This is a genomic window from Streptomyces sp. ME19-01-6 (assembly GCF_033793745.1).
Classification (GTDB): Bacteria; Actinomycetota; Actinomycetes; order Streptomycetales; family Streptomycetaceae; genus Streptomyces.
This window is the reverse complement of record NZ_JARAXF010000016.1, coordinates 198143-215456: the sequence shown is the minus strand read 5'-3', so window position 1 is coordinate 215456 and position 17314 is coordinate 198143. Positions and strand designations below refer to the sequence as shown.

Annotated in this window: 12 protein-coding genes; 8 read left to right on the top strand and 4 right to left on the bottom strand. The window is 71.3% G+C overall.

Going from position 1 to position 17314, the window contains the following annotated elements; genetic code table 11:
* Window positions 1-18: 18 nt before the first annotated feature.
* The gene (locus PV419_RS30725; RefSeq protein WP_319694506.1) at window positions 19-2355 is read right to left on the bottom strand and encodes an MMPL family transporter; all 2337 of its coding nucleotides are present in this window, start codon (window positions 2353-2355) and stop codon (window positions 19-21) included.
* 175 nt (window positions 2356-2530) lie between these two features.
* Here PV419_RS30725 and PV419_RS30720 point away from each other — a divergent pair, with 175 nt between their 5' ends.
* From PV419_RS30720 to PV419_RS30710, 3 genes are all read left to right on the top strand, one after another.
* Window positions 2531-3190, top strand: a complete 660-nt coding sequence (locus PV419_RS30720; RefSeq protein WP_319694504.1) for a TetR/AcrR family transcriptional regulator — start codon at window positions 2531-2533, stop codon at window positions 3188-3190.
* Between the two features lie 150 nt (window positions 3191-3340).
* A complete protein-coding gene (locus PV419_RS30715; protein WP_319694502.1) occupies window positions 3341-3580 on the top strand; it encodes a heavy-metal-associated domain-containing protein in 240 nt (79 codons plus the stop codon).
* 81 nt (window positions 3581-3661) lie between these two features.
* Entirely contained in the window at window positions 3662-6043 is a 2382-nt protein-coding gene (locus tag PV419_RS30710; protein ID WP_319694501.1) for a heavy metal translocating P-type ATPase, read from the top strand.
* A 552-nt stretch (window positions 6044-6595) separates the two neighbouring features.
* On the opposite strand, the gene PV419_RS30705 is transcribed toward PV419_RS30710, so the two are convergent.
* Both PV419_RS30705 and PV419_RS30700 read right to left on the bottom strand, forming a co-directional pair.
* A complete protein-coding gene (locus tag PV419_RS30705) occupies window positions 6596-7885 on the bottom strand; it encodes a citrate synthase (protein ID WP_319694500.1) in 1290 nt (429 codons plus the stop codon).
* A 217-nt stretch (window positions 7886-8102) separates the two neighbouring features.
* The gene (locus PV419_RS30700; protein WP_319694499.1) at window positions 8103-10313 is read right to left on the bottom strand and encodes an ATP-dependent RecD-like DNA helicase; all 2211 of its coding nucleotides are present in this window, start codon (window positions 10311-10313) and stop codon (window positions 8103-8105) included.
* 230 nt (window positions 10314-10543) lie between these two features.
* Here PV419_RS30700 and PV419_RS30695 point away from each other — a divergent pair, with 230 nt between their 5' ends.
* From PV419_RS30695 to rbsD, 5 genes are all read left to right on the top strand, one after another.
* Entirely contained in the window at window positions 10544-11551 is a 1008-nt protein-coding gene (locus PV419_RS30695) for a LacI family DNA-binding transcriptional regulator (protein ID WP_319694498.1), read from the top strand.
* The gene (locus PV419_RS30690) at window positions 11548-13131 is read left to right on the top strand and encodes a sugar ABC transporter ATP-binding protein (RefSeq protein WP_319694496.1); all 1584 of its coding nucleotides are present in this window, start codon (window positions 11548-11550) and stop codon (window positions 13129-13131) included. Before PV419_RS30695 ends, PV419_RS30690 begins: the two co-directional genes overlap by 4 nt.
* Window positions 13121-15076 (top strand): substrate-binding domain-containing protein, encoded by a 1956-nt coding sequence (locus tag PV419_RS30685; protein ID WP_319694495.1) that lies wholly within the window; start codon window positions 13121-13123, stop codon window positions 15074-15076. Before PV419_RS30690 ends, PV419_RS30685 begins: the two co-directional genes overlap by 11 nt.
* Before the next feature lie 210 nt (window positions 15077-15286).
* Window positions 15287-16225 (top strand): ribokinase, encoded by a 939-nt coding sequence (gene rbsK, locus PV419_RS30680; RefSeq protein ID WP_319694494.1) that lies wholly within the window; start codon window positions 15287-15289, stop codon window positions 16223-16225.
* A complete protein-coding gene (gene rbsD, locus PV419_RS30675) occupies window positions 16222-16626 on the top strand; it encodes a D-ribose pyranase (protein WP_319694492.1) in 405 nt (134 codons plus the stop codon). Before rbsK ends, rbsD begins: the two co-directional genes overlap by 4 nt.
* A 257-nt stretch (window positions 16627-16883) precedes the next feature.
* Here the strand turns inward: rbsD and PV419_RS53430 are convergent, their stop codons facing one another.
* Window positions 16884-17108, bottom strand: coding sequence for a hypothetical protein (locus tag PV419_RS53430; RefSeq protein WP_415925409.1), 225 nt, complete (start codon window positions 17106-17108; stop codon window positions 16884-16886).
* Window positions 17109-17314: the final 206 nt, after the last annotated feature.

The window sequence follows — 17314 nt, the reverse complement described above, 5'->3', positions numbered from 1 at the left end:
ACACCTGGGCGGGCGGCGTCAGGCGGAGCGGTTGACGACACCGGGCCGTCCGGCCGCGAGCGGCGTCCGGTCGGCCCCCTCCGGGGCTTCGGGGTCGGCGGAGGTGTCCGTGCCGGTGCCGGTCGCCGGGCCGGCGGACTCCCCCTCGCTGAGGCCTATACGGGCGTGCAGCCGGCGCAGCGGGCCCGGGGCCCACCAGGTCGCCCGGCCGGTCATCCGCATCACCGCGGGCACCAGCAGGCTGCGCACCACCATGGCGTCCATCAGAACGGCCAGGGCGATACCGAAGCCGAGCATCTTGGTGTTGGTGACCCGCGAGGTGCCGATGGCGACCATGACGACGGCGAGGATCACCGCCGCGGCGGTGATCAGTCCGCCCGTGCGCCGAACGCCGAACTCGACGGCCGCGCGGTGGTCGCCCGTGCGGTCGTACTCCTCCTTGATCCGGGAGAGCAGGAAGACGCCGTAGTCCATGGACAGTCCGAAGGCCACACAGAACATCAGCACCGGCAGCGTGGTCTCGATGTCCCCGGTACTGGTGAAGGACAACGGGCCGGAGAGGTGTCCCTCCTGGAAGACCCACACCACCGCCCCGAACATCGCGGTGAGGCTGAGGGCGTTGAGCACCACCGCCTGAAGGGGGATCAGCACGCTTCCGGTGAGCAGGAAGACCAGCAGCAGGGTGACGACGACGATGATGGCCAGGGCCCAGGGCAGCCGGTCGGCTATGGAGTCCTTGCTGTCCACCAGCACCGCGGCGATGCCGGTGACCGAGGCGGTGAACGGCGGGTGCTGGGCGCGGATGTCACGCACCAACTGCTGGCTCGCCTGGTCCACGACCTCGCCCTTGGCCAGCACGGTGACATACGCCGCCCCGTCCGCCGCGCGCGCCGCCTGCGCCGGGCCGGGCTCCGCCACCCGCCGACCGCCCGCGAACTGGCCGGCGGGGCTGTCCACGCGCTCCACTCCGGGCAGCGCGGAGACCTTGCCGCTGTAGTCGGCGAGGCTCGCCTGATCGAGCCGGGAGCCGGGCCGGGAGTCGATCAGGATGTCGATCGCTCCGCCGGGGCTGCCGGGGAAGTTCTCCCTGATGTGCTGCTGGACCACATGGGACTCGGCGCTCGCGGGCAGCTGGCGGTCGTCGGCGGTGCCGAACTCCACCCGCAGGAAGGGCAGTCCGAGGACCACCAGACCGGCGGTGGTGGCCAGCGCGAACAGCGGCGCCCGGCGCATCACCAGCCGGGCCAGCCGGCCCCAGCCCGCCCCCGGCTCGCCCCGGGCCGGGCGGCCGCGCCGGAACAGCCGGGTCAGGTCCAGCGCGTTCACCCGCTGGCCGAGCAGGGCGAGGGCGGCGGGCAGCACCACCAGCGCGGCCGCCGCGGCGATCGACACCACGGCGATGCCCGCGTAGGCGAAGGAGCGCAGGAAGTACTGCGGGAAGACCAGCATGGCGGCGAGCGAGACGGCGACGGTCATCGCGGAGAACAGCACTGTGCGTCCCGCGGTGCGCAGCGTGGCGGCGATGGCGGGCAGCGTCCCGGCGCCCTGGCCCAGCTCCTCCCGGAAGCGCCGCACGATGAACAGGGCGTAGTCGATGGCGAGCCCGAGGCCGAGCGCGGTGGTCAGGTTCTGTGCGAACACCGAGACGTCGGTGAACTCGGTGAGGCCGCGCAGCACGGCGTCGGTGCCCAGGATCGCGATGATGCCGACGCCCAGCGGGAGCAGGGCGGCGACCGCGCTGCCGAAGACCATGACGAGCAGCAGCAGGGTGATGGGCAGGGCGATCATCTCGGCCCACAGCAGATCCTCCTGGATGGTGGTCTGCAGCTCATGGCGCACCGCGACCGGGCCGCCGATCGTGACCTTCACCGGCCCGTGGTCGCCCCGGTAGGCGGGGGCTATGCGGTCCAGCACCTTCGCCGCGGCGCTCTCGTCGCCCACGATCCGCGCGGCGATCAGCGCTTCACGCCCGTCCCGGTCCCGCAGGGTGGCGGCCCCGTCCCAATAGGAGGTGACACCGGTGACCGACGCCTCGCCCGCGAGCTTCCTGGCCAGCGCGCGGCCCTCGGCGGCGACCTCCGGGGCGTCGACCGTCGTCGTGCCGCTGTCGACCAGCAGGAGCAGATTCGGCTGCGAGGCGGGGAAGTGCTTCTCGAGCGCCTTGGTGGCGTACGCCGACTCGGCCGCCGGGTCCTGCCAGCCACCGCTCCCCAGCCGGTCGGCGACCCCGCGTCCGGCCACGACGGCCAGCGCCGTGAGCAGCAGGACGAGCAGCAGGGTCAGCCGCGGGCGGGCGGTCACCACTCCCGCCCAGCCTCGCGTCCGGCCCCCGTGCGGCCGTTTGACAACGGTCATAGCGCGGTGTCCCCTTCACCTGTGTCCATGCGCCTCGCCGGAGTTCCGGCAGGCAGGCAGCATGGGCCGACGATTGCCCAACATGTGGCAAACACGAGCTGCCGCTCGCGTTTCTCCAGAATGCGAGCGGGTACTCATGTTTGTCAATGGAACACTGAGAGCTGGGGATTGACGCGTGACCGAGACCAAGGCAGCACAGCCCGCCGGCGAGGCGAAGCCGCGCCGCAGGCAGGCGCGCGGCGAGCGCCGCATCCAGCAGCTGCTCGACGCCGCGGCCAGCGTGTTCAGCAGGACGGGCTACACCTCGGCGAGCACCAACGCCATCGCCCGCGAGGCCGGCGTCTCCCCCGGCACGCTGTACCAGTTCTTCCCGAACAAGGAGGCCATCGCCGTCGAGCTCGGCGAGCGCCTCACCCACCGGATGCGCGAGGCCCACGGCGCGCTGTTCACCCCCGAGTACGCCTCGCTCCCCCTCGGCGAGATGCTGGACGCGGTCGTCGATCCGATGATCGAGTTCAACTGCCAGAACCCCGTCTTTCTGACGCTCATCCATTCGGGCGACATCCCCGGCGTGATGACCGAGGAGCACCACGCGCTGCACGCGGCCCTGCAGGCCCGCCTCGAGGAGCTGATCGAGTTCATCCAGCCCGAGCTCTCCGCCGAGCGCCGCGCCCGCACCGCGACGATGGTGTTCTCCCTGTTCAAGGCGGGCCTCGAGCTCGTACTGGCCCATGAGGGCGAGGAGCGGGACGCATACGTCGAGGAGTTGAAGGCCTCCCTCCACGGCTACCTCGCCCCGATCATCGGCGCCGAGACCCCGCCCCGCACCCCCTGACGACACCCTCGCACCCGCGGCCGATCCCCCCTCCCTTCATACCCCCTAGGGGTATTATGCTGTCATCGTCGGGGGACACCGGGCATCCCGCGCCCCCTGGACACCGATGGACACAGCCGTATCCCGCCTGCTCACCCCACAGGAGAAGCCATGAGCTCCGAGGCCACCACCACGTCCGGCGTCACCACCGTCTACCAGGTGACCGGCATGACCTGCGGTCACTGCGAGGGCGCCGTCTCCGAGGAGCTCTCCGCCATCGACGGCGTCAGCTCCGTCAAGGCCGTCGCCGCCACCGGCCAGGTCACCGTCATCTCCGCCGCCCCGCTGGACGACGAGGCCGTGCGCGCCGCCGTCGACGAGGCCGGTTACGAGCTCACCGGCCGGGCCTGAGCACCCGAGGACACCCCCGCCGGGCCGCGTGCGGCGGCCACCCACCCGCACGGCCCGGCCCTCTTCCCAGGGAGACCGAGAATGAGCAGCACGGCCCCGGAAACCGCGAAGGAGAAGACACCGACGGCGGACCAGGCCGCGCCCGCGGCGGCCGCGACCTCCCAGGTGGAGCTCGTCATCGGCGGCATGACCTGCGCCTCCTGCGCGGCGCGCGTCGAGAAGAAGCTGAACCGCATGGACGGCGTCACCGCCACGGTCAACTACGCCACCGAAAAGGCCAAGGTGACCTACGGCGCGGAGATCGAGATCGCCGATCTGATCACCACCGTCGTCAAAACCGGCTACACCGCCGAACCGCCGAAGCCCGCCGAGCCCAAGCCCGAGCCCAACCTCGAAGCGGCGTCCGGCCACGCCACGGCGGAAGCCCCGGCCCGGGAAGCCGCGGCCGGCCGCCCCGCCGACGCGGACGCGGACGCCGACACCGACGCGCAGACCGGCGCGCTGCGCCAACGCCTCCTGGTCTCGCTCGCCCTGTCCGCACCCGTCGTCCTCCTGGCGATGGTGCCGTCGCTGCAGTTCGAGTACTGGCAGTGGCTGTCCCTCACCCTCGCCGCGCCCGTCGTGGTCTGGGGCGGGCTGCCCTTCCACAAGGCCGCCTGGACGAACGCCCGGTACGGCGCGGCCACCATGGACACCCTGGTCTCCCTCGGCACCCTCGCCGCCTTCGGCTGGTCGCTGTGGGCCTTGTTCTTCGGCGACGCGGGCATGCCGGGCATGCGGCACGGCTTCGACCTCACCGTCGCGCGTACGGACGGATCGTCCTCGATCTACCTGGAGGCCGCCGCGGGGGTGACCGCCTTCATCCTCCTCGGCCGCTACCTGGAGGCGAAGTCCAAGCGCCGGGCGGGCGCCGCACTGCGGGCGCTGATGGAGCTGGGCGCCAAGGATGTGGCCGTGCTGCGGGAGGGACGGGAGGTCCGCGTCCCGGTCTCCCGGCTGGCCGTCGGCGACCGCTTCGTGGTGCGACCCGGCGAGAAGATCGCCACGGACGGCACGGTGGTCGAGGGCGCCTCAGTCGTGGACGCCTCCATGCTGACCGGCGAGTCGGTGCCGGTGGACGTCGCGGTGGGCGACAGCGTGGCGGGCGCGACCGTGAACACCGCGGGCCGCCTGGTCGTCGAGGCCACCCGCGTCGGCGCCGACACCCAGCTGTCCCGGATGGCCGCGCTGGTGGAGGACGCGCAGAACGGCAAGGCGGAGGTGCAGCGCCTCGCGGACCGCGTCTCCGGCGTCTTCGTACCGGTCGTCGTCCTCATCGCCGTCGGCACCCTGGTGGCCTGGTCCCTGCTGACCGGCGACGCGACCGCCGCGTTCACCGCCTCCGTGGCCGTACTGATCATCGCCTGCCCGTGCGCCCTGGGCCTGGCCACTCCGACCGCCCTCATGGTCGGCACCGGGCGCGGCGCCCAGCTCGGCATCCTCATCAAGGGCCCCGAGGTCCTGGAGTCGACCCGCCGCGTGGACACCGTCGTCCTCGACAAGACCGGCACGGTGACGACGGGGCGGATGCGGCTGCACGGCGTGCACACCGCCCCCGGCGTGACCGAGGACCAGCTCCTGCGGCTGGCCGGGGCCCTGGAGCACGCCTCGGAGCACCCCGTGGCCCGCGCCGTCGCCGACGGGGCGGCCGCCCGGACGGGCACCCTGCCCGAGGCCCGGAGCTTCGGATCCGTCCCCGGCCTCGGCGTCCAGGGCGTCGTGGACGGGCACACCGTCCTTGTCGGCCGAGAGAAGCTGCTCGCGGCCCATGGGGCCGAGCTGACCGAGGAGCTGGCGGCCGCGAAGGCGGCGGCCGAGGCGGAGGGGCGTACGACCGCCGCCGTGGCCTGGGACGGCCGGGCCCGGGGCGTGCTGGTGGTCTCCGACGCCATCAAGGAGACCAGCGCCGAGGCCGTGGCCCGGCTGCGCGGGCTCGGCCTGACCCCGGTGCTCCTGACGGGCGACAACCGGCTGGTGGCCGAGTCGGTGGCCCGGGAGGTCGGCATCGAGAAGGTCATCGCCGAGGTGCTGCCGCAGGACAAGGTGGACGTGGTCCGGCAGCTGCGCGCGGAGGGCCGTACGGTCGCGATGGTGGGCGACGGCGTCAACGACGCGGCCGCCCTGGCCACCGCCGACCTGGGCCTGGCGATGGGCACGGGGACGGACGCCGCCATCGAGGCGGGGGATCTGACGCTGGTACGGGGCGATCTGCGGGTGGCAGCGGACGCGATCCGGCTGGCGCGCCGGACCCTTGCCGTCATCAAGGGCAATCTCTTCTGGGCCTTCGGCTACAACGTCGCCGCGCTGCCGCTCGCCGCGGCCGGGATGCTCAACCCGATGATCGCGGGCGCCGCGATGGCGTTCTCCTCGGTTTTCGTGGTCACCAACAGCCTGCGACTGCGAGCCTTCACCGAATCTCCATAGATTCACCAAGTCCCCATAAGCCGCACAACACCCATACACCGGGTCCTCGATCTTCAAATAGAGGCTCTTGCCCTTTTACGCCCCCATATGGCAGGAGACGCAGATCACAGGCGACCGAACGTAACCATCGCGGGGGGTGGGGAGTCTAATGGGGCGGTGAGGGTTCGTCTTGGGGGACGGATCCCGCTACGCGTGGCCGGGGCGACGTACTCGGGGAGCTTTGAGCGGCCCTCCCGTTGCGTACGCGTCCCGGCAGATCGCGTCATGACACTGAGGGCTTCTGTGGGCTTGTACGGCCGACAGACCCCCGGCCGGATCCCGTGGGGGGAATCCGTAACCGGGAATGGAAGCGCCCCGCTCCGACCCGTGGGGGGATCGGCAGCGGGGCGCTTTCTGCCTTTTTAAGGCTCGGTCCGCCTCCGGGGCGCCTCAGCCCCTGTCGACGGTCGATCGTGCTCGGCCACTCGTTCCTCGCGGCCTCCGCGCGTTCTCCCTTTCGACAGGGGCGCGCCCCTTCGGCTCACTCGCCCGGGGCCGGCGTGGCACTGGGTGTCAGCGCTGCTCGACCGGGACGAAGTCGCGCTCGACGACGCCCGTGTAGATCTGGCGCGGACGGCCGATGCGCGAGCCCGGCTCCTTGATCATCTCGTGCCACTGGGCGATCCAGCCCGGCAGCCGGCCGAGCGCGAAGAGCACCGTGAACATCTCGGTCGGGAAGCCCATCGCCCGGTAGATCAGACCGGTGTAGAAGTCGACGTTCGGGTAGAGCTTGCGCTCGACGAAGTAGTCGTCGGCGAGAGCGTGCTCTTCGAGCTTGAGCGCGATGTCGAGCAGCTCGTCGGACTTGCCGAGGGCCGAGAGGACGTCGTGCGCCGCCGACTTGATGATCTTCGCCCGGGGGTCGAAGTTCTTGTAGACGCGGTGCCCGAAGCCCATGAGCTTCACGCCGTCTTCCTTGTTCTTCACCTTGCGGATGAAGGTGTCGACGTCGCCACCGGCGGCCTGGATGCCCTCCAGCATCTCCAGCACGGACTGGTTGGCGCCGCCGTGCAGCGGGCCCCACAGGGCGTTGATGCCCGCCGAGATGGAGGCGAACATGTTGGCCTGCGAGGAGCCGACGAGGCGGACCGTGGAGGTCGAACAGTTCTGCTCGTGGTCGGCGTGCAGAATCAGCAGCTTGTCCAGGGCGCTGACCACGATCGGGTCGAGCTGGTACTCCTGCGCCGGGACCGAGAAGGTCATCCGCAGGAAGTTCTCGACGTAGCCAAGGTCGTTACGCGGGTAGACGAACGGGTGGCCGACGGACTTCTTGAACGCGTACGCCGCGATGGTGGGCAGCTTGGCCAGCAGCCGGATCGTGGAGAGGTAGCGCTGCTTCTCATCGAACGGGTTGTGGCTGTCCTGATAGAACGTCGACAGCGCGCTGACCACGGAGGACAGCATCGCCATCGGGTGGGCGTCACGCGGGAAGCCGTCGTAGAACCGCTTGACGTCCTCGTGCAGCAGCGTGTGCGTGGTGATCTGGTCGCGGAACTCGGCCAGCTCGTCGACGGTCGGCAGCTCCCCGTTGATCAGCAGGAAGGCCGTCTCGAGGAACGTGGCACGCTCCGCCAGCTGCTCAATGGGGTAGCCGCGGTAGCGCAGGATCCCCTGCTCACCGTCGAGATAGGTGACCGCGGATTTGTAGGCGGCGGTGTTGCCGTAACCGGAGTCCAGGGTCACCAGACCGGTCTGGGTGCGAAGCTTGCCGATGTCGAAGCCCTTGTCGCCGACAGTGCTGTCGACCAGCGGGTAGGTGTATTCGCCGTCCCCGTACCGCAGTACTACAGAGTTGTCACTCACGTCATCCCTCACCGACGTCTGGTTCTCTTCTTCGAGGTGCCCTGACTCCCCCCACCTTCCCCCATTCGGACGATGAACGTGCACTCGGGGTCGGCCGAAGGGCCTTTTGGCGGCACTGAGTGCCGCTTCCACGCCCATCCTGCCCCGTTCGTGACGGTCCGGAAACCCTCCTGACACGTTCGCCCCGAACCTCATATCCGAACTTCATATCCGAACCTCATGTGCCGGATGCGCCGAGCCGGTGGTCCAGCGCGGTGCACCTCCTGCCCGCCGACACCGTGCGCACCGCCTGTCCCAGGGCGCGGCGCGAGCCGACGAGCACCACCAGGCGCTTGGCGCGGGTCACCGCCGTGTAGAGCAGATTGCGCTGCAGCATCATCCAGGCGCCGGTGGTCACCGGAATGACCACGGCCGGGTACTCGCTGCCCTGGGAGCGGTGGATGGTCACCGCATAGGCGTGCGCCAGCTCGTCCAGCTCGTCGAAGTCGTACGCCACCTCCTCGTCCTCGTCGGTCAGCACGGTCAGGCGCTGCTCATCGCTGTCGAGGGAGGTGACGACGCCCACCGTGCCGTTGAAGACCCCATTGGCCCCTTTCTCATAATTGTTGCGGATCTGGGTCACCTTGTCGCCGACACGGAAGATCCGGCCACCGAAGCGCCGCTCGGGCAGATCCGGCCGGGCGGGGGTGACGGCCTGCTGAAGCAGTCCGTTGAGCGTTCCGGCGCCCGCCGGGCCACGGTGCATCGGGGCCAGAACCTGCACGTCACGGCGCGGATCGAGGCCGAACTTGGCGGGGATCCGACGGGCCACCACGTCCACTGTGAGCTTCCCGGCGGCCTCGGTGTCCTCCTCGGCGAAGAGAAAGAAGTCGGGCATGCCGTGAGTGATCGGCGGCACGCCGGAGTTGATCCGGTGGGCGTTGGTGACCACGCCGGACTGCTGGGCCTGCCGGAAGATACGGGTCAGCCGCACCGCCGGGACGGGGCTGCCCTCGGACAGCAGATCGCGCAGCACCTCGCCCGCGCCCACGCTCGGCAGCTGGTCCACATCCCCGACGAAGAGCAGATGGGCGCCCGGCGGGACCGCCTTGACCAGCTTGTTGGCCAGCAGCAGATCGAGCATGGACGCCTCATCCACCACCACCAGGTCGGCGTCCAGCGGCCGGTCCCGGTCGTACGCCGCGTCCCCGCCGGGCTTGAGCTCCAGCAGCCGGTGGACCGTGGACGCCTCGGCGCCGGTCAGCTCGGCCAGCCGCTTGGCGGCCCGGCCGGTGGGGGCCGCGAGCACCACCTTGGCCTTCTTGGCGCGCGCCAGCTCCACCACGGACCTCACCGTGAAGGACTTGCCGCAGCCCGGCCCCCCGGTCAGCACCGCGACCTTCTCGGTCAGCGCGAGCCGGACGGCCTGGCTCTGCTCGGGGGCCAGGTCGGCCCCGGTGCGCCGGGCGAGCCAGGCCAGCGCCTTGTCCCAGTCCACGTCCCGGAAGACGGGCATGCGGTCCTCCGCGCCGCGCAGCAGCCGCAGCACCTGACCGGCGAGCGAGATCTCGGCGCGGTGGAAGGGCACCAGATACACGGCCGTGACCTTCTCGCCGCCGTCCGGGCCCGGCACACTCTCGCGCACCACGCCCTCCTCGTCGGCCAGCTCGGCCAGGCACTCGATGACCAGGCCGGTGTCGACCTGGAGCAACTTGACCGAGTCCGCGATCAGTTGCTCCTCGGGGAGGAAGCAGTGGCCGTTGTCCGTCGACTGGGACAGCGCGTACTGCAGACCGGCCTTGACCCGCTCGGGGCTGTCGTGCGGGATGCCGACGGACTGGGCGATCTTGTCGGCGGTCAGAAAGCCGATGCCCCACACATCGGCGGCCAGGCGGTACGGCTCGTTCTTCACGACCGAGATCGAGGCGTCGCCGTACTTCTTGTAGATCCGCACCGCGATCGAGGTGGAGACCCCGACGCCCTGCAGAAAGACCATGACCTCCTTGATGGCCTTCTGCTCCTCCCAGGCCGCGCCGATCATCTTGGTGCGCTTGGGGCCGAGGCCCGGGACCTCGACCAGCCGCTCGGGCTGACGCTCGATGACATCGAGGGTGTCCACGCCGAAATGCTCGGTGATCCGGTCGGCGATCCGCGGGCCGATGCCCTTGATCAGGCCAGAGCCCAGATAGCGCCGGATGCCCTGGACGGTGGCGGGCAGCACGGTGGTGTAGTTCTCGACGGTGAACTGCTTGCCGTACTGCGGATGGGAGCCCCAGCGGCCCTCCATCCGCAGCGACTCGCCGGGCTGCGCGCCCAGCAGCGAGCCGACGACGGTGAGCAGATCGCCGGAGCCGCGGCCGGTGTCGACCCGGGCGACCGTGTAGCCGTTCTCCTCATTGGCGTAGGTGATCCGCTCCAGGACCCCTTCGACCACCGCGAGTTTGAGCATGTCCCGACGGTACCGCCGGACGCCGACACGCCCCCGGGGCCTGTGCACAAACTGTGCGCAACCCCGCGCAGGACCCTCGCGGCGGCCCCGGCAGGCCCGCGACAAGTCGGACGCGACCGCATACATCATCCGGAATATTACGATCCGGTTTCAGCCACTCCCCGGCCCTTGCCCAACCTTCGTGTAATCGATTCCAATCCTCTTTGTAATCGATTCCACGAGGAGGTGGAATGGCGAGCATCAAGGACGTGGCGCACCACGCGGGAGTGTCCGTGGCAACGGTCTCCCGCGTGCTCAACGACCATCCGTCCGTCCGCGCGGGCACCCGTGACCGGGTGCTCACCGCCGTCGCCGAGCTCGGCTACCGCCCCAACGCCGTGGCCCGCTCGCTCCGTACCGACCAGACCCGCGCCCTCGGGCTGGTGATCAGCGACGTACTCAACCCGTTCTTCACCGAGCTCGCCCGCTCGGTCGAGGACGAGGCCCGCGCGCTGGGCTACAGCGTGGTCATCGGGAACGCCGACGAGCGCCCCGACCTCCAGGACCACCATGTGCGCACCCTTATGGACCGCCGCATCGACGGCCTGTTGGTCAGCCCCACCGACGGCGGCTCCCCGCTGATGCTGGACGCCGTCCGCGCGGGCACCCCCATGGTCTTCGTCGACCGCTGGATCAAGGGCGTGGACGTGCCGGTGGTCCGTACGGACGGCCGGGACGCCGTACGCGACCTGGTGGCCCATCTGCACGCGCTCGGCCACCGCCGGCTCGCCATCATCGCCGGACCGGCCGCCACCACCACCGGACGTGAACGCGTGGAGGCCTTCCGGTCCGCGCTGCGCGAGTTCGGCCTGGCCCTGCCGGCCGACTTCATAGACCAGGGCGACTTCCAGGCGGACAGTGGACGGCGGGTGACCGCCCGCTTCCTCGACCTGCCAAAGCCCCCGGACGTCATCTTCGCCGCGGACAACCTCATGGCGCTCGGCGCGATGGACGAGATCCGCGCGCGCGGCCTGCGGGTGCCCGACGACGTGGCGCTCGCCGCGTTCGACGACATCCCGTGGTTCGTCCACACCGATCCCCCGATCACCGCCATCGCCCAGCCGACGGGCGAACTCGGCCGCGCCGCCGTGCGCGCGCTGATCGACCGCGTCGAGGGGCGGCCCGCCGAGTCGGTGATCCTGTCCGCCCGCCTGGTCACCCGCCGCTCGTGCGGCGAGCCCGAAAGGAGCAAGCCATGAGCACGCCGAGCGCGGACAAGCCGCTGAGCGTGAAGACCGCGGGCGCGGCCGAGCTGCTGCGCATGGAAGGCGTCCGCAAGACCTTCCCCGGAGTGGTCGCCCTCGACGGCGTCGACTTCGACCTGCGCCGCGGCGAGGTGCACGTCCTGCTGGGCGAGAACGGCGCGGGCAAGAGCACGCTGATCAAGATGCTCTCCGGCGCCCACCGCCCCGACGGCGGCCGCATCCTCGTCGACGGCTCCCCGGTACGCATCCACGGCGCCCAGGACGCCGAGCGGCTCGGGATCGCCACCATCTACCAGGAGTTCAACCTCGTCCCCGACCTCAGCGTCGCGGAGAACATCTTCCTGGGCCGCCAGCCGCGCCGCCTGGGACTGATCGACCGCAAGGCGATGCACGAGCGGGCCGCCGCACTGCTGACCCGCGTCGGGGTCGACGTCTCCCCCACCGACCGCGTCCGGGACCTCGGCATCGCCCGGCTGCAGATGGTCGAGATCGCCAAGGCGCTGTCCCTGGACGCCCGCGTCCTGATCATGGACGAGCCGACCGCGGTACTCACCACCGAGGAGGTCGACAAGCTCTTCCGGATCGTCCGCACCCTGCGCGCGGACGGCGTCGGCGTCGTCTTCATCACCCACCACCTGGAGGAGATAGCCGGCCTGGGCGACCGCGTCACCGTCCTGCGCGACGGCCGCAGCGTCACCCAGGTCCCGGCCACCACCGAAGAGGACGAGCTGGTCCGGCTGATGGTGGGCCGCTCCATCGAGCAGCAGTACCCGCGGCGGCCCGCCGAGGCCGGAGCGCCCCTGCTCAAGGTCCAGGGCCTGACCCGGAACGGCGTCTTCCAGGACGTCGCCTTCGAGGTGCGGGCCGGGGAGGTGGTGGGGCTCGCCGGACTCGTCGGCGCGGGCCGCACCGAGGTCGTACGGGCCGTCTTCGGCGCCGATCCGTACGACGCCGGCACCGTCGAAGTCCTCGGCGAGCGGCTGCCCCGGCACGACGTGGGCGCCGCCATGGGCGCCGGCATCGGGCTCGTCCCCGAGGACCGCAAGGGCCAGGGCCTGGTCCTCGACGCCTCCGTCCAGGAGAACCTGGGCCTGGTCACGCTGCGCTCCGCCACCCGCGCCGGGCTCGTCGACCGGGCCGGGCAACGCCGCGCGGCGGCCCGGATCTCCGAACAGCTCGCGGTCCGGATGGCCGGTCTCGGCCAGCGCGTACGCACCCTGTCCGGCGGCAACCAGCAGAAGATCGTCATCGGCAAGTGGCTGCTGGCCAACAGCAAGGTGCTCATCCTCGACGAACCCACCCGGGGCATCGACGTGGGCGCCAAGGTCGAGATCTACCAGCTCATCAACGAACTCACCGCCTCCGGGCACGCGGTGCTGATGATCTCCAGCGACCTCCCCGAGGTGCTGGGCATGAGCGACCGCGTCCTGGTCATGGCACAGGGCCGGATCACCGGCGAACTGGGCCGCCACGAAGCAACCCAGGACGCCGTCATGGCCCTGGCCGTGAAGGACGTCAAGGCCGTCGAGGCGCTCGACGACACCAAGGAAAGAGAGGGCTCCCGTGGCCACTGACACGATCAAGACTGGGGAGAGCTCCGGGGGCCCGGCGGTGCTGCGCCGCGTGCTGCTCGACAACGGCGCGCTGAGCGCCCTGGTACTGCTCCTCGCGGCCATGTCGCTGCTCTCCGGCGACTTCCTCACCACCGACAACCTGCTCAACGTCGGCGTCCAGGCGGCGGTCACCGCGATCCTCGCCTTCGGCGTCACCTTCGTCATCGTCTCGGCCGGCATCGACCTGTCGGTCGGCTCGGTGGCCGCGCTGTCCGCCACCGTGCTCGCCTGGTCCGCGACCTCACAGGGCCTGCCGGTGTGGCTCGCGGTGATCCTCGCGCTCGCCACCGGCCTGGCCTGCGGCCTGGTCAGCGGCGCGCTGATCTCCTTCGGTAAGCTGCCGCCGTTCATCGCCACCCTCGCCATGCTGTCCGTCGGCCGCGGCCTGGCCCTGGTCATCTCCCAGGGCAGCCCGACCCCCTTCCCCGACTCGGTCTCGCACCTCGGCGACACCATCGGCGGCTGGCTGCCGGTCCCGGTGATCGTCATGGTCGTGATGGGCCTGATCACCGCGGGCGTCCTCGCCCGTACGTACGTCGGCCGCGCCATGTACGCGATCGGCGGCAACGAGGAGGCCGCCCGGCTCTCCGGCATCCGGGTCAACCGCCAGAAGCTGGCCATCTACGCCCTGTCCGGCGCCTTCGCGGCCGTCGCGGGCATCGTGCTCGCCTCGCGCCTGTCCTCCGCGCAGCCCCAGGCGGCGGTCGGCTACGAACTCGACGCCATCGCCGCGGTCGTCATCGGCGGCGCCAGCCTCTCCGGCGGCGTCGGCAAGGCGTCCGGCACGCTGATCGGCGCGCTGATCCTCGCCGTGCTGCGCAACGGGCTCAACCTGCTGGAGGTCTCCGCCTTCTGGCAGCAGGTCGTCATCGGCGTCGTCATCGCGCTGGCCGTGCTGCTCGACACCGCACGCCGCCGCGCCGGGTCCCGCCCGGGCGCGCCCGGAGGCGCGGCGGTTGGCTCCGGCGGCCCCGGGGGCAGGATGACGCCCGCCCAGATGGGCAAGTACGCGGTCGCCGCGGTGGCCGTGGTGGCGGTCGTGATCGGCGCCTCGGTGTGGCGCTCCGACTCCTCCGGGAGCGGCGGCAAGATCAAGGTGGCGCTGTCGGTCTCCACCCTCAACAACCCCTTCTTCGTCCAGCTGAAGCAGGGCGCGCAAGCGGAGGCCAAGGCTCAGGGCATCAGCCTCACCGTCACCGACGCGCAGAACGACGCCTCCCAGCAGGCCAACCAGCTCCAGAACTTCACCAGCCAGAACGTGAAGACGATCATCATCAACCCGGTGGACTCCGACGCCTCCGGCCCGTCCGTCCGGGCGGCCAACAAGGCCGGCATCCCCGTGCTCGCCGCCGACCGCACCGTCAACAAGGCGAACATCGCCACCCTGGTCGCCTCCGACAACATCGCGGGCGGCAAGCTCGCCGCCAAGACACTGGCCGAGCAGCTCGGCGGCAAGGGCCGGATCCTGGTCCTCCAGGGCACGGCCGGCACCTCGGCCTCGCGCGAGCGCGGCCAGGGCTTCGCGGAGGGCCTCAAGGCCTACCCCGGCATCCAGGTCGTCGCCAAGCAGCCCGCGGACTTCGACCGCACCAAGGGCCTGGACGTGACCACCAACCTGCTGCAGGCCCACTCGGGCATCGACGGGATCTTCGCCGAGAACGACGAGATGGCGCTCGGCGCGGTCAAGGCGCTGGGCTCCAAGGCGGGCAAGTCCGTCAAGGTCATCGGCTTCGACGGCACCCCGGACGGCCTCAAGGCGGTCCAGGACGGCACGCTCGCGGCGACCGTCGCCCAGCAGCCCAAGGAGCTGGGCAAGATGGCCGTGCAGAACGCGATCCGGCTCGCGAAGGGGCAGAAGGTGGACCAGATGGTGAAGGTGCCGGTGAAGGTCGTCGCCGCGAAGTGACCCCTCACCCGGGCTGCCCCACCCCGCCCCCTCCCGCCCCACAACTGGGGGCGCCCCCGGCCCACGGGGGCCGGTGGCCGACCCCCGGCCGGCCCGCTGGGCCGGGGCGGAGGGCCGGTTGTGGGGAGGGGCGGGGCGGGGCAGCGTCCGGTTGGCGGCTGCGCCGCCGGGCCGAGCAGTAACACCAGCCACCTGAAGGGACGTACACGCATGCACGACTACGACCTGCTGGTCGTAGGGTCGGCCAACGCCGACCTGGTGATCGGAGTCGAACGCCGACCGGCCGCCGGGGAGACCGTCCTCGGCTCGGACCTCGCCGTCCACCCGGGCGGCAAGGGCGCCAACCAGGCCGTCGCCGCCGCCCGGCTGGGCGCCCGTACGGCCCTGCTGGCCCGCGTCGGCGAGGACGGATACGGCCGTCTGCTGCTGGAGTCGCAGCGGGACGCGGGCGTGGACACCGCGGGCGTTCTGGTCGGCGGCGCGCCCACCGGGGTGGCACTGATCACCGTGGACCCGTCCGGCGACAACAGCATCGTGGTCTCCCCCGGCGCCAACGCCCGGCTGACCCCCGCGGACGTACGGGCCGCGGCGGACCTGCTGGCCTCGGCCCGCGTGGTCTCGCTGCAGCTGGAGATCCCGTTGGAGACGGTCGCGACGGTCGCCGAGGCAGTGCGTACGGGTACGGCGGGCGAGGGCGCGCAAGGCGTCGGGCCGCGCCTCGTCCTCAACCCCTCGCCCCCCGCCGCCCTCCCCGCCGAGGTGCTGGCCGCCTGCGATCCGCTGGTGGTCAACGAGCACGAGGCGCGTTTCCTGCTGGGGGACGACCCGGCGGGCCGCGAGGAGGCCCCCGACGCCTGGGCGGCCGCCCTGCTGGCGCGCGGCCCGCGCTCGGTGGTGGTGACCCTGGGCGCCGCGGGCGCGCTCGTCGCCGACCGCGACCGTACGGTTCTCGTCCCGAGCCTCCCGGTCAAGGCGGTGGACACCACCGGCGCCGGGGACGCCTTCACCGGCGCGCTGGCCTGGCGCCTGGGCGTCGGCGACGACCTTGAGACGGCGGTGCGGTTCGCCGTACGGGTCGGCGCGGCCGCGGTGACCCGCGACGGCGCGCAGGAGTCCTTCCCCACGGCCGAGGAGGTCGCGGCGCGGTGAAGCGATCCGGGATCTTCAACCGCCGGCTGAGCGGGGCCATAGCCGAGTTGGGCCACACCGACACGGTGATGGTCTGCGACGCCGGACTGCCCATCCCCGCAGGTTCCAACGGTCCGGCCGTGGTCGACCTCGCCCTCGTGGCGGGGGTGCCGTCCTTCGAGCAGGTGCTGACGGCGCTGCTCGACGAGCTGGTGATCGAGGGCGCCACGGCGGCCCTGGAGATGCGGGAGCACAACCAGTCGGCGACCGCGCTGCTGGACGGCCTCTTCCCCGGGTCGGTGCTGGAGCTGGTGCCGCACGAGGAGCTGAAGGCGCGGACGGCGACGGCGCGGCTGGTGGTGCGGACGGGGGAAGCACAGCCGTACGCGAATGTGCTGCTGCGCTGCGGCGTACCGTTCTGAGCATCGGCCTGCGCAACGCACAGGCGACACAGGCGCAGAGGCCGCACAGGCGGCACAGGCGCACACATTTCGAGGGGCCCGGTCCATTGGCCGGGCCCCTCGCTTCCCCCTCCGCAAGGCTTCCTCTTATTCCCGATTCCCCCCGGGATCCCCCCCCGGAATCCCCCCTCCAGGAAGCCTGACGCCACATACGACCCACGTGGGGCCGGAAGGGTTGCACGATTTTCTGGAGTTATCAATCCGTGACGTCTCGTCAGTCACGGGATGCGGCCGGGGTCGGCACACTGACCGGAACCGCCCCCTCCAGCGGCCGGAACCACCCCCTCCAGCGACCGGATACGGGCCGACCGGCCGCCGCTGCCGGTCGTGGCGCTCAGCCGTTTGACCGACGCCCCGCGCCGCATGTGGTCGGGCTGCAGGAGGTGTGGGCGGGCGGCGACGAGAACCTCGCGGGCCGACGTGCGCAGGAGCTCGGCATGCACTGGACCTGGGCCGCCTCCGGCTCCCCCCAGAATTGACCTCCTCCGATCGCCGTGACGGGCGAGGATTCTCCATCTGCGGGCAGTCCTCGTAGAGTGAGGATTGCCTACTCCGGGTGGGTTCCTGGTTCCTCCCCACGCGAGTGGGGGTTGCTCGCACTGCCAGTCACGGGCGACCTTGACGAATTGCCGTCCACGCCGGGTCGCCT